A 13,466-nucleotide genomic window follows, 5' to 3' on the forward strand; every position below is an offset into this window, starting at 1 on the left:
TAATGGAAGATATGCGAATCGAACCTCAAACCATCACCCATCTTCAAGAGTGGCTCGGCAAAACCGAGACTCTTACCGACACTGTGACTGCTGCGCCGGTACGGGCTTTATCGGCAACTTTAGATAGACCCGATCCCGAGCCAACCAAAGGTAGCTTTTTGCCAGAACTTTGGCATTGGTTGTATTTCTTGCCCCATGCACGTCAGTCTGAAATTGGTCCTGATGGTCACCCTAAGCGTGGTGGTTTCTTGCCACCTGTGCCACTACCGCGTCGGATGTGGGCTGGAAGTCGTATTCAATGGCTAGAGCCGCTTACTGTTGGCAATGAGATCAAACGTGTTTCCAAAATTGAATCGGTGACCCATAAAGCGGGCCGTACTGGGGATTTAATTTTTGTTTTAGTCAAGCATGAGATCTTCAATCAAAAAGGTTTGGCGATTATTGAAGAACATGACATCGTGTACCGCGATGCTCCAGGTCCTGATGACAAACCGGTAGCGCCAACACCAGCGCCTACAGATGCCAAATGGAGCAAGACTATTACTCCAGATGATGTTCTCTTGTTTCGCTACTCAGCATTAACTTTTAACGGGCATCGCATTCACTACGATCGCAAGTATGTAACCGAAGTTGAGGGCTATCCAGGCCTGATTGTGCACGGTCCGCTCATTGCCACTCTGCTCGTCGATCTCGTGCGTCAAAGCATTCCAGGTTGCCAGTTGAAAAGCTTTGAGTTCCGCGCCATACGCCCTACTTTTGATATCAATCTATTCAAAGTCTGCGCTAAGCCAGATTTAGAAGAAGATCCTTCTGGAAAAACGATTTCTATTTGGGCGCAAGATCATGAAGGCTGGCTCACCATGCAAGCGACTGCTGTACTCGCTTAATCCAATTGCAAATTCAAATCAATAGAGACAATACGAAATGACTACTGAAGATCTATCACGAGAGCTTGCGAGCTTTGCAGCTAATCTCAAGATTACCGACATTCCTCAGGATGTCATTAGTCGTGCCGAAGATCTTTTAGTGGATTGGTTTGGCTCGGCAGTGGCGGGTAAAGGTTCACGTCCAGTGGAGACGATCACTCAATTTGCTCAAAACATGGGTGGCTTTAATGCTGCTCACGCCGGCCCTTCTGAAATCCTCATCACACGCAAGACTTCCAGTCCATTCTTGGCAGCGATGGCTAATGCTGCTGCATCCCATGTGGCAGAACAAGATGATGTGCATAACGGCTCAGTCTTTCATCCGGCTACTGTAGTGTTTCCTCCAGCCTTGGCCTGCGCACAAGCGATTGGCACTTCAGGTGAAGAGATGTTGGTTGCCGCAGTGGCAGGATATGAAGTCGGTATTCGAGTCGGTGAATTCTTAGGTCGCTCACACTACAAAGTGTTTCATACCACTGGTACTGCCGGCACAATTGCTGCTGCCGCTACGGTGGGTCGCTTGTTGAAGCTCAATGCTGAGCAAATGCTACATGCCTTTGGTTCTGCCGGCACACAATCAGCAGGTCTTTGGGAATTTTTACGCGATGCCGCGGACTCTAAACAACTACACACTGCACACGCTGCCGCTACCGGCTTAATGTCTGCCTACATTGCGCAAGCCGGCTTTACAGGTGCACAACATATCCTAGAAGGTAAACAAGGTTTGGCTGCTGGCATGTCTAGCGATGCAAACCCCAGCAAATTAGTTGACCGCTTGGGTAGTCGCTGGGCTTTAGCAGAAACCAGCTTTAAATATCACGCCTCTTGCCGCCATACCCACCCTGCTGCTGATGCACTACTCCAGGTGATGCTGGCAAATAAACTCAAGCCTAGTGATATCGCTAAAGTAGAAACCTTAGTGCACCAAGGCGCGATTGACGTCTTAGGTCCAGTGACCGATCCAGCGACCGTGCATCAATCAAAGTTCTCAATGGGTACCGTGCTAGCACTGATCGCTCACTATCAGTTTGCTGGCCTACAAGAATTCGATGAACACTTTCATGATGATGCGATTTGCTTATTTAGAGATCGCGTTACCATGACGCTCGATCCTGAAGTTGATGGCGCTTATCCACAACGCTGGATTGGCAAAGTCAAAGTGCACTTAAATAATGGTCAGATACTGGATGGTCGAGTTGATGAACCCAAGGGCGATCCTGGTAATACCCTCTCTCGCACTGAGATCACCACTAAAGCCATGCGCTTAGCTGCCTTTAGTGGTGGCGCAAGCCCTGAAGAGATGAATACAGCAATTGATCTCTTGTGGAATATCCGCAAACAAGCCAAGATAGGCTCTTTACTTCCTAGCCAATAAATCAGCACTTCGATGAATCCACTTGATACCCCTTTAGGTTTTAGCTCCAACTTTTTATTTGTACCTGGCACGCGCCCTGAGCGTTTTATCAAGGCATTAGATAGTGGCGCGAATGGTGTTGTGCTGGATCTAGAGGATGCGGTTGCAGAAGGAGATAAAGAAACCGCACGCAATGCTATTCGTACTGCCTGGCCTTCATTTTCTGTAGAGCAGAAAAAACGCCTAGTGATTCGTACCAATGCACCTGGAACCCAGTTTTATTCTGCCGATCTTATTTTGGCTCAGGAATTAAATGTAGGCTGTTTACTGATTCCCAAGAGTGAGTCAGCAGATCAAATTAATGGTGCAGCCCTCGTACTTCCAAACACTGCCATCATTCCAATGATTGAAACTGCGATTGGCCTAGATCGCCTGCGTGAAATTTCCAATGCCAATCAAGTACTTCGTCTTGCGCTTGGCAATCTTGATTTGCAAGCTGACTTGGGAATGATGTGTGATCCACAAGAAACAGAATTACAAACGGCTCGCTATCAAATCGTTTTAGCTTCTCGCTTAGCCCAAATTGCCCCTCCTGTAGATGGGGTTACGCCTTCAACGGATGATCTTCCTCGCATTACAGATGATGCGGAACGTGCGAAACGCATGGGCTTTGGCGCAAAACTCTGCATCCATCCTAAGCAAGTGGCTATTGTGAAGGCAGCCTTCATGCCGACCGAAGAAGAAATTCAATGGGCGCAGAGGGTTATAGAGGCGGATCATGCCTCAAAAGGCGGCGCAGTGAAGCTCGATGGCAGAATGATTGATCGCCCAGTAGTGTTATTGGCGCAAAGAACCTTAGCAGTTGCTGGTAAACACTAATATACGGACAAGTTCAATTTCGCCAAAAAAATGGCAAAATGAACGGCAGTAAAGTTGTATCCAAACGCTTTTAATAACAAAGACTCGAGACTAACCATGAAATTACGTAAATCACTGCTTGCTAGTTTCTGTGCAATCGCTGCTAGCACATTTAATGCTGGTACTGCTGCTGCCCAAAAAGACTGGCCAACCAAATCCATCCAGATGATTGTTCCTTTTGCTGCGGGCGGTCCAACTGACTCTATTGCGCGCTTAATTGCTGTGCCAATGGGTCAAGCTTTAGGTCAAACCGTTGTAGTTGAAAACGTTCCCGGCGCTGGTGGCACGATTGCCTCCACTAAGGTTGCCCGCTCTGCCCCAGATGGATACACCATCTACATTCACCACATGGGTATGGCTACTGCAAATGCGCTCTACGACAAATTACCCTACGACCCAATGAAAGACTTTGAATACATTGGTCAAGTAGCCGACGTACCAATGGTATTGCTGGGTAAAAAAGATTTGCCAGCAAACAACTTTAAAGAACTCGAGGCTTACATCAAAGCCAACGGCTCCAAAGTCACTATGGCCAACGCCGGTCCTGGTGCAGTTTCACAACTTTGCGGTTTGTTATTCCAAAGTCGCTTGGGAGTTAAGCTGACCAACATCCCATACAAAGGTACTGGCCCAGCCCTGACTGACCTATTAGGCGGTCAAGTTGACCTCTTGTGTGACCAAACTACACAAACCATTCCTTACATCAAAGATGGTCGTGTGAAGGCCTTCGGTACAACCACCTTGAAGCGCTTGCCAGCGATTCCAAACGTGCCAACCCTTAATGAGCAGGGTATGAAAGGCTTTGAAGTGAAAGTTTGGCACGGCATTTACACACCAAAAGGCGTTCCACAACCTGTCTTGGATAAGCTCAATGCTGCTCTGAAGAAGGCGTTGAATTCACCAGACGTGAAAAAGCGTTTGGATGATGCCAACATTGATATCGTTTCAGCGAGCAAGGCAACACCTAAGGGACTTAAGGATCACCTTGATACTGAAATCAACGTTTGGGGTCCAGTCATTCGTAAAGCGAATATCCCAGACTAAGTTTTTAATCGATCTGCATCCAATAAAAAACCAGCCTCGGCTGGTTTTTTATTGCCCAGTTACTGCTTAATTGTCTACTTGCACGGATAGCTCTGGGTAAAGAAGCGCATTAAAGATTTGGCTGCCTTCTCTTTGCTGAATTGAGGATTGGCATTAGTCCATACCAAGAACTTTTGTAAGACTTGGTTGCGAGTCTCGGTCTTGCTCGCAAAGCAAATGGATGGCTGTGCATTTGGAGCGCGACTCGCTAAGTATTGCTGATATACGCCCTCACCAAAACCGAAACAAAAACTGCGGCCTTGCTCATCATTAGGATTTTTGCAGAGTTCAACAAATGCGGCCGTGCTAGCGTCATCAGCCGGAAGGTCTTTCTGCGCAAATGCACCAGGCGTGAAGGAAAGAATGGATGCAATTAGTAAGAATGTTGCTGGTAATGTTTTCATAATTCTCTTCTCTAAAAAAGTTAACGCCTAAAGCCACCCATGTGGCCACCACCAAATCCACCCATGTGGCCACCACCGAATCCGCTCATATGACCTCCGCCACCGCCCCCACTGAATCCATCCATGTGACCACCGCCAAAGCCACGTGAGCGATCTTGGTCGCTATCAAAACGTGCTTGATCACGCATGGCATTTTCTTGGGCAGCCTCACGATAAATATTGGGATCAGATCTATCCATTTGGGCATCATTACGCGCCTCTTGATTTAGACGCGCCGCTTGATCTCTTTCTTGAGGTGTGGCGTCTTTCTGGAAAGCATTGTTAGCACGCTGAGCATCTGTGCGAGCAGCCTGTCTCTCTTGTGGCGTAGCGTTATTTCTCCAGTCATTGAGTAAGCGTTGCTGATTAGCAATGCTTGCAGGTCCAATAATGGCACGAGAAGGTATGCGACCAGATGGATTAATGGTTGTAGAGTTGATCGTGCCGTTATTCCAATTGGGGTAAGTCCAAAAATCATCGCCAATCGCAAAACCTAAACCAAAAGCCATCATTCCCCAAGCGGGGTCGTAGACAGGATACGGTGGGTAGTCGGGATATGGCCATGGTCCATAGACTACGGTAGGGTTATAACTTGGGACATAAACCACTTTGGTGTTGGCTGGGGCAATCAAGATGTTGCCATTTGCATCAGTGGTGACGGTAATTTCTTTATTAGACTTCAGAGTACCCGCATCCAAAGCCTTTTTTCTTAAGACTTGTACTGCTTTCATCGTATCTGCAGCTTGAAGCTTATAAGCGTTACCCAAGTTTTGGGTCCACTGTAACTTACTGCCCATCATATTGAATGCCTGTGGAAACGATATGATAGATTTGACACTATCGTTCCACGATTGTGCCTTGAGTGCATTTTGTAATGCATCACCCTTTAAAGAAGCATTGCTGTTTCGCCAGTTATAGGCTTCAGCCACTTCTAATGGGTAGGTGGAAGCCAGCAACATCAGCGAGAGCAAGGAATCTGGGTAAAGCGCGATTGGAGAAACCAATGACTGTAATTGCGCAGTAGAAATGGTTTGTGGGCCAGCGTTATAACTTGAATCTTGAGTGTAGCCTTGGTTGCCGTAGCCGCCGCTTTGCATATAACCCTGAGGGTAATAATATCCACTCTCCTGATATGGGCCAGGGTTCATGACGCATCCGTTCAGGAGGGATCCGCAAGCAATCGTCACTAGCGCAAGTAATCCACCCTTGTTATTCCATGCGGAAATATTTTTTTGACTTACCTGTTTCATGTCTGCCTCAGTATCGATCTCACTTTACTACTTTGCATTTAAATAGGAATTAACCTGGTCTAAATAAATATCCAGAGCGTGCTTTCTCTCTACGCTTATGCATAACGGCACTTAAAAGTCCAAAGATAGCCCAAATGGCTAAGAAGGGATCTAAGAGGTAGTCCCAAAGATTGGGAGACTCATGCCAATGAACACCCCAAGCAATGATGGCTAAACCAATAATCCAAACTCCCTTGGTCCAATGAGCAAGTCCGCAGATCACGGCAAATACCAAAACAACAATAAAAAACGCAATAGAGCCGTATCCCCATACATAAGGATCAATCATGCCAAGACCCAATGCAAAAGGATAAAAACCTAATGCAATGATGGCGACGCTGAACTTGAATGCCATTGGAGTACCCTTCTTGACTGGCAGCAAGGTGGACCACAACAATAAAGTACTCACAATACTCAAATCACCCACTACACCACGTACGTAAGCTGCCAACGGAAGCTCCATAGACATTCCGAGAGGCCAGAAAAAGAGATTCGCAAGAATCAGAAGTAATATTGCTTTTGCGCCAAATGGGAACTCTTGCCCAGAAAGCTTCTGAATCCCCCAAATCAAGATGAGAGAGCTAGTGATAGACATCTCTATCAAGGCGAAGGTTTGCATCAGATTGTTCATTATTGTGCCTCCTTCACATCAGCAACGGGTTCGTTATTCGTCTGCACTGGCAATTGACTATAGGCACGAGCAAGCCATGGACTTGAAAAATAGAGGTGGCGGATTTTTTTACGATCCCAGGTATAGACCAAATGTGCGTCATTACCAGTAGCGCTGATGAGATAAGGATAAGAAAACTCTTTACGCTCCGGATCAGGCAAGGCCTCATCATTCTCTAGCGTTTCAATCACGTGCCATTGCCCTGATTTAGGATTGCTCATCATCAATACCAAGCGATGGCGCCCCGCTTCAATATTATTGAGCACCAAAATATGGGCACCATTCTGAAGAGTCAATCCTGCAACTGCAGAATTCGGATTGGCAATCTCAAGATCGGCAACTGACTGCCATGATTGGCCTGCATTTTGAGTATGGCTTACAGGAATCTGCTTTGGCTGCCCTGCGCTTCTTGTCTGGCGGAAATATGCAGTAGCCTCTTGTGACTCATTGACAAATACTGCTGGCTGAATAGCGCCACGACCGGAACTCATACGTCGTTTATCGATGACTTGACCTGCATCTAATCTTAAAAACTCGCCAAAGCGTCCAATCCACTCATGATAAGCAGGCAGCCCTAAACGCCCATCAGCAAAGTGGATTGCGGGCGACTTCACTAAAGTGCTTAAATTAATCAGAGGCGAAGTAATCAAGCGCTGAGGACGACCCCAAGTCAAGCCATCATCATCGGAAAGTATCGTGGATATAGAGCTTCCAGCCCAACCGCCAATGGAGACGGTAACAAAAAACAATTGCAGACGACCATCCGTTAAACGTGCAGGCACAGGATTGCCTAGCTTTGCGATGTAGCGTGATAAGCCTTTTTCTGCAGCCACACGATCGATGACTACAGTGGGTGCTGCCCAGGAGTTAGCTTTTGGATCAAACACTGCTGTATTAATGACAACATCGGCCGCACCTTCCCTGCTACCTGCAAACCAAAATGCTCTCACACTGCCATCTTTTAAAGCGATGAGTGAGGCAGCATGAACTGAAGGAGCACCAGTATCTGGTAACCAATCAGTTCGTGGATTGGGGATCGGTATTTGGCTTGGTGCTTTTGTCTTAGCAGTGGTTTTTGTTTCTACTGGCGCTTTATCAGCCTTATCGGCCTTATCTGCCTCATCTACTTCAAGTACAACAACTTCATTGACTGAAAAAGGCGCCCAAACTGGACGGCTATCAATATGGATAAAGCCCACTACAGCAGCCAACAATAAAAAGCACAGCGCTATGACACGACTCATCTACATACATCCTTTACATTCAGCAGATCGGCATTAGTAACTGGGGTTGCTATTAAGTATTCAGTAACAAATAAATGTTCGCCAATGTTGCCTAGCAACATGGCTTTGATTTCCTCATTGGAATGACGCGCCCTCATTTCCATTCTGTGGCCAATAATCTGGCAGGACTCACAGATCCTTGGTGCGACACCTAAGGGTGAGTGCACGGCCACCAAAGGATAGGTTTTTGTAAGCGCCTCTACATCGGCCGCATCTTTTGCCAGATAACCATGCAATTGAGTGCCAGGCAATAGCAAGCGGTATTCTTCATCTTTTGCCCGATAGTCACACGGAATCCAGACATCTTTACCTTGAACTTGCGTAATGGTTTGAGCAGAAAAACGACCCAACTGAGCTTCTAATGGACTGAGGCTGCTGGTTAAAGCGCAATAAGTCAAAAAGCACCCTGCTAAGGCAAGCGCCTTGCATTGATCACGCTTCATTAAGCCCATGACGACTGCAATGACAGTGATACCCATCAAGAGCCAGTGCCAAAGTGCGTAAGTCCAAGACCCTGCTTCACCCATAAAGTGAGAGGTCTGTAGGTTAATCCCGAGCCAAAGCAAAGTTGCCAACACAATCAGTTGCAATAGGAGAGCAATCCGGAAGCCCCATAAAGGTAAGCGCTTCCAGTGCAAAGCAATCAGCGCTGCAAACGCTGGCATCACTGGTAATAAATAACGACCGGAGCGCTGGCTTGGCAAGCTAAATACAACAAAAAAAGCACTGATCAACAATAGCAATAAAGTTTCTTCTGCTGATAAGAAACGACGTTCACGCCAGCATTGCATCAAGGTGGATACCAGCACAAAGGTAAATAGGCCTGTATTCGCGATCGTTGTAATCAGTAGCATCCAAATGCTATCGCCACCACGAATCAAATCCATAAAGTAGTTTGAGCTGCGAGCGGTGAACTTTCCTGCATTCTCACCCAGCACAAACTCCCGCCAAACTGCCTCTGGCTGTGGATCTAATGCAAACCATAAAGCAAAGACACCCAATGCCAATGGAACAATGAAGATGAATTTATAAAGATCTCGAATCAGCGTTTCAGGAATACTCCATTTGCGCCAATGCCAGTAATACAAACCCAGAGCTAAAGAAGCTGGGGCGATATAAGCAAACGATTTTGCAAAGAGCGCTAAACCGAAGCAGAGACCCGCTAAAACTGGGAATAAGAATTTAGATTCAAAAGCACTCTTGCCCCAATATAAGAGCGCCCAAAATGGCAAGCTGAGCCAGAACACTTCAGGTGGGTCGGTGAGGAATGGCCGTCCGTAACGATACGTTGCAAAAAAGGATAGCCAAATGAGCGCAGCTAAGAATCCTGTTTGCGTTTTACCGGTAAATCGACGTACAGCTAAAAAAAGAAAAAATGCAGTCAGTCCTGTATAGAGAACGCTAGGCCATCGTAGATTTTCTAAACTCCATTGACTCGCCCAACTGGTACTGGCAATGCCCTGCCAAAAAATGAGTGGCGGCTTGGTATTTTTAATACCATCCATTTGTGACTGAAGTGGCAACCAATTACCAGCATCCGCCGTCATACGCACGATGTGCATATAAGGGTATTCATCCCCATTTTTGGGGGCAAAGCGACTATCTAAACCATACAGATAGGTAAATACCGCTAAAACCAGGGTTAGAAGTGCATACCGAAGGGGAAATGAGCCACGCATGGCTATAGTTTATAGGCTTAAGCCATTAACCATAGAAATGCCCAGCTATATAGTTTTTCGTATGAGCTTATGAAAAATCCCTATGAGGCATACACCCCTAATATGGGATTTCTTGTTTAAGATAGGGCTAGAAAAACTTTTATGCGGCAGTCTACTTTTAGCGCATATTCATATGAACGGAGATTGTTTTCTATGCGAGTAAAACAAATGAAATCAGCCTTATTGCTAGGCGCCATATTGAGCCTTATTACGGCAAGCGGATTCAGTCAGGCCCAATCGGCAGATGCTACTAAGCTCTATCACCGCAGTTTGGCGGCAACCTGTGCAAACTGTCATGGCACTGATGGCAAAGGTGTGGTTGATGGCGGCATGCCACTTATTAACAATCTGACCAGCGAACAAATGCTCACCCAACTCAAGGCATTTAAATCTGGAGCACGTGAAGGCACCATCATGCCGCAGTTAGCCAAAGGCTACTCTGACGAGCAACTCGAAATCATCGCCAATCAACTTGGCAAGAAATAATTAGGAGATCACCATGGATCGTCGACACTTTATCGGCCAAAGTGCAGCAGCACTTGGCATGCTTGCAGGCTTCTCTGGTCAAGCACGCGCAAACCTACAAAAAGCAGAAATCCTCGTCATTGGCGGTGGTTATGGTGGAGCTACTGCGGCCAAGTATTTGCGTCTCTTTTCGAATAACACAGCCAAGGTAACCCTCATTGAGCCAAATGCGTCGTTTGTCTCATGCCCACTATCCAATCTAGTTGTAGGAGGCTCGCGCACTATCTCCGAGATTACAAGTCCTTATGACAATTTAAGCAAACGTCATGGCGTCAAAATAATTCAAGATAGCGTGACCAGCATTGACCCTGTTAAGAAGACTGTCAAACTGGCTTCTGGCAAAACCTTGCCTTATGACAAAGCCATTGTTTCGCCAGGCGTAGCTTTGATGATGAATAGCATCGAAGGCTTAGCTCAAGCTAATAAGGCAGGCGTCACATTGCAGGCCTGGAAAGCGGGTCCTGAAACAGTTGCATTGCATAAACAGCTAGCATCCATGCGTGATGGTGGAACTTTTGCCATCAGCATTCCAGAAGCGCCCTATCGCTGCCCTCCTGGGCCTTATGAGCGGGCTTGCCAAGTAGCAAACTATCTCAAACAAAACAAAACAAAATCTAAAGTATTGATATTGGATGCCAACCAGGACGTCACTTCTAAAGGGGCTTTATTTAAAAAGGTTTGGGCCGAGCAATATTCCGGAATCATTGAGTACCTACCAAAGCACAATGTGACTGCGGTAGATGCTAAAACCAAGACCTTGAAGTTTGAAGTACAAGATGACATTAAGGCAGATGTTTTAAATCTACTTCCTGCGATGAGTGCCGGTGAGATTGCAGTAAAAACAGGTCTAGCAAATTCCAATGGTCGTTGGGTAAATGTCAACTTCCTGAATTTTGAATCTACTGCACAAAAAGATATCCACGTGCTGGGAGACTCCATTCAAATTGCTCCAGCAATGCCCAAGTCAGGTCACATGGCTAACCAACATGCCAAAGTAGCGGCGGCAGCCATTGTTGCTGAGCTGAGTGGTTGGGATGTCAATCCAGCCCCTGTTCTTACCAATACTTGCTATAGCTTTGTGAATGAGCGTGAAGTGGTTCACGTTGCGAGCGTGCATCAATACAACACTGCAGAGAAGACCTTTAAAACGGTTCCTGGCTCTGGAGGGCTTTCACCTGCACCATCTACCCTAGAAGGGGTTTATGCCTGGGGATGGGCTCATAACATCTGGGCAGACTCACTAGGCTAATCCAGAGCAACACTGATAAAAAAGGGGCTATCAAGCCTCTTTTTTATTGATTTAGCCCGTTTGAGAAATATACTTAACTCAATCTATACCACCTTGGAGGTTTTATGAGTATGACCCCTACCTCACCCAAAGATGCGACCAAGATCGAGGCCATCATTGAAAAATGGACTGTGCCCGTTGGCAATCTCTTTGTATCACTCTTTCATCGAATTGCCTTGTTTGGCATTGGTGCCGCAACTGTTTGGTCTGCAGCTGTTGCATTCATAGGGATGATGCAAAAAGGCTCCGCATCAATTGAAGACTTATTGTTACTATTTATCTATTTAGAAATTGGCGCCATGGTGGGTATTTATTTCAAGACCAACCATATGCCAGTGCGTTTCTTGATCTATGTTGCCATTACTGCGGTGACCCGTTTGATCATTGACTTGGTCAATACAAAACATGAGGCTGACTTGGCCATCCTCTTTATGGGCATCACCATCTTAGTTCTAGCGCTAGCAAATGCAGTTGTCCGTTATGCCTCTTTCAAATTCCCAAGTAGAACCAGTGATGGTGAGTAACTAGAGATCCATATCAACGCCAGCGTCATATTGATAGGGGTGCACGCCCCTATTCAAACAATTTCGGACGTAATCAATGCTGGTACGTAGAGCGTAATAATCACCAGCGAGGCGTTTTGATACCTTGATATTGAGCGCCTGATACTCCAGCAAGTCTAATTTCTTCAGATATTCATCGCGCTTAGCTTCGTCATAGTTTGTTAACAAGTCCTGCTCAAAGGTCTTGAGCTCACCATATAGGCGATTAATCTTGTTATACATTCGCCTAGTTCTAAAGCTTGGCAATGCTTGTAAAGCTGGGTAAGCCAATACGCAAAATGGCAATAAGACAAAAATCAATCTACTAATAAACTCCGCTAACCAAAATGGAAAATAGGTCGCGATCAGTGGATAGCGGTTTTTCTCATAATGAATTGCAACAGGACTTTCTGGCAATAAAGAATCCTTGAAGGAGGGAAACTCACCTCTTTTGGTAAAGAATGACTCTCTTCCATTAATTTCTCTTGCAGCCTCTAGAAATAGAAATTGAATTGCTGGATGCATGCGGTCATCAATTAAGAGATTGGTAGTCGTTGCAACGAGCTTTAAATCTTCACTGGGAAAATTACGTGACAGACTAAAGGCGCCCTCGGGTACCTTGAGAATCTGCAGATAAGGAATAATCTTGGCAAAGGCTTCAGCGCGCTTAAATGTCACCAGATGCATTTTGGGATCTGCTAGCAGCGCCTGCACATTTGGTGCATCAAAGGAATCCACGAGGAATGCCCCGTCAATCTCGCCTTTTTGAAGAGCTTCTACTGCCTTTTCGCCAGGCAAGTTCAGAAATTGCACCTTAGTTTGATCTATTCCAGTGGTCTTCAATATGCGCATTGCCTGCGCATGAGTTCCGCTGCCTTCCACCCCCACTGAAACTTTGCGATTGGAGAAAAATTTAGCATGTCCTCCTACAACTTCAAACTCGCTGTACTTCACCTCTGGGCCAACATAGAAAAACCAAATGGGATCGTAACCAATCGCGCCTAGCGATTGAATGCCGGTAACACTTTTCGGGTGCGCTACACCAGCCTGGACAAATGCTGCTTGCACTGGATCATTACGGTCACTCAGGCGTGCAAGATTTTCTTGGGCGCCTTTAGTTGGCGTCAACTCAAGAACAACGCCCTTCTTGGCAAAGAATTCGGCATACTTCTTGCCCAACATCTCGTAGGAGCCGCCCGGTGATCCAGTGGCCATCAGCACATGCCTAGGAGGGGGTGGATCTGCGTACCACCAAATGCCCATCAAGAGCATAAGTAAAAAGATTAAGAGAGGCCATGCTTCTTGCAAAAATTGAGTAAAGTCAGTCCACCACTCCTGAGCAGTCTCAGTAATACCTAAGAAAGTTTCATGAACGCTCTGTTTAAAGCTTGCCATAGACTACCAATCAGCAAATATCCTAAAAGCTA

13 protein-coding genes are annotated in these 13,466 nt (G+C 46.3%); 7 read left to right on the forward strand and 6 right to left on the reverse strand.

The window, feature by feature from the left end; genetic code table 11:
• The first annotated feature begins 2 nt into the window (after positions 1-2).
• The 4 genes from FD968_RS06445 to FD968_RS06460 all read left to right on the forward strand — a co-directional run bounded on the left by FD968_RS06445 (position 3) and on the right by FD968_RS06460 (position 4,242).
• Positions 3-887 (forward strand): MaoC family dehydratase N-terminal domain-containing protein, encoded by an 885-nt coding sequence (locus tag FD968_RS06445; RefSeq protein WP_215364790.1) that lies wholly within the window; start codon positions 3-5, stop codon positions 885-887.
• Positions 888-924: 37 nt separating this feature from the next.
• A complete protein-coding gene (locus FD968_RS06450; protein ID WP_215364792.1) occupies positions 925-2,301 on the forward strand; it encodes an MmgE/PrpD family protein in 1,377 nt (458 codons plus the stop codon).
• Between the two features lie 12 nt (positions 2,302-2,313).
• The gene (locus FD968_RS06455; protein WP_215364794.1) at positions 2,314-3,159 is read left to right on the forward strand and encodes a CoA ester lyase; all 846 of its coding nucleotides are present in this window, start codon (positions 2,314-2,316) and stop codon (positions 3,157-3,159) included.
• Between the two features lie 96 nt (positions 3,160-3,255).
• Positions 3,256-4,242: a tripartite tricarboxylate transporter substrate binding protein gene (locus FD968_RS06460; protein ID WP_215364796.1), complete on the forward strand. Its 987-nt coding sequence runs from the start codon at positions 3,256-3,258 to the stop codon at positions 4,240-4,242.
• A 74-nt stretch (positions 4,243-4,316) separates the two neighbouring features.
• Here the strand turns inward: FD968_RS06460 and FD968_RS06465 are convergent, their stop codons facing one another.
• Genes FD968_RS06465 through FD968_RS06485 form a run of 5 tightly spaced genes read right to left on the reverse strand, consistent with a single transcriptional unit; the run spans position 4,317 to position 9,645 of the window.
• Positions 4,317-4,685, reverse strand: coding sequence for a Rap1a/Tai family immunity protein (locus tag FD968_RS06465; protein WP_215364798.1), 369 nt, complete (start codon positions 4,683-4,685; stop codon positions 4,317-4,319).
• A 20-nt stretch (positions 4,686-4,705) separates the two neighbouring features.
• Positions 4,706-5,974, reverse strand: a complete 1,269-nt coding sequence (locus tag FD968_RS06470) for a DUF3300 domain-containing protein (RefSeq protein ID WP_215364800.1) — start codon at positions 5,972-5,974, stop codon at positions 4,706-4,708.
• Between the two features lie 49 nt (positions 5,975-6,023).
• The gene (locus FD968_RS06475) at positions 6,024-6,644 is read right to left on the reverse strand and encodes a hypothetical protein (RefSeq protein WP_215364802.1); all 621 of its coding nucleotides are present in this window, start codon (positions 6,642-6,644) and stop codon (positions 6,024-6,026) included.
• On the reverse strand, positions 6,644-7,927 hold the full coding sequence (locus FD968_RS06480) for an exo-alpha-sialidase (protein WP_215364804.1): 1,284 nt from the start codon (positions 7,925-7,927) through the stop codon (positions 6,644-6,646). Before FD968_RS06480 ends, FD968_RS06475 begins: the two co-directional genes overlap by 1 nt.
• On the reverse strand, positions 7,924-9,645 hold the full coding sequence (locus tag FD968_RS06485; RefSeq protein ID WP_215364806.1) for a glycosyltransferase family 39 protein: 1,722 nt from the start codon (positions 9,643-9,645) through the stop codon (positions 7,924-7,926). Before FD968_RS06485 ends, FD968_RS06480 begins: the two co-directional genes overlap by 4 nt.
• Before the next feature lie 207 nt (positions 9,646-9,852).
• Between FD968_RS06485 and FD968_RS06490 the strand changes: the two genes are divergently transcribed.
• The 3 genes from FD968_RS06490 to FD968_RS06500 all read left to right on the forward strand — a co-directional run bounded on the left by FD968_RS06490 (position 9,853) and on the right by FD968_RS06500 (position 12,021).
• Positions 9,853-10,170 (forward strand): c-type cytochrome, encoded by a 318-nt coding sequence (locus tag FD968_RS06490; RefSeq protein ID WP_215364810.1) that lies wholly within the window; start codon positions 9,853-9,855, stop codon positions 10,168-10,170.
• Between the two features lie 13 nt (positions 10,171-10,183).
• Entirely contained in the window at positions 10,184-11,458 is a 1,275-nt protein-coding gene (locus FD968_RS06495; protein ID WP_215364812.1) for an NAD(P)/FAD-dependent oxidoreductase, read from the forward strand.
• Between the two features lie 104 nt (positions 11,459-11,562).
• Complete coding sequence (locus tag FD968_RS06500; RefSeq protein WP_215364814.1) at positions 11,563-12,021, forward strand: phosphate-starvation-inducible protein PsiE; 459 nt, start codon at positions 11,563-11,565, stop codon at positions 12,019-12,021.
• On the opposite strand, the gene FD968_RS06505 is transcribed toward FD968_RS06500, so the two are convergent.
• A complete protein-coding gene (locus tag FD968_RS06505; RefSeq protein ID WP_215364816.1) occupies positions 12,022-13,434 on the reverse strand; it encodes a TAXI family TRAP transporter solute-binding subunit in 1,413 nt (470 codons plus the stop codon). It abuts the gene before it with no gap.
• Positions 13,435-13,466 lie beyond the last annotated feature (32 nt).

Origin of the sequence: Polynucleobacter sp. AP-Titi-500A-B4 (assembly GCF_018688095.1) — a bacterium.
Classification (GTDB): domain Bacteria; phylum Pseudomonadota; class Gammaproteobacteria; order Burkholderiales; family Burkholderiaceae; genus Polynucleobacter.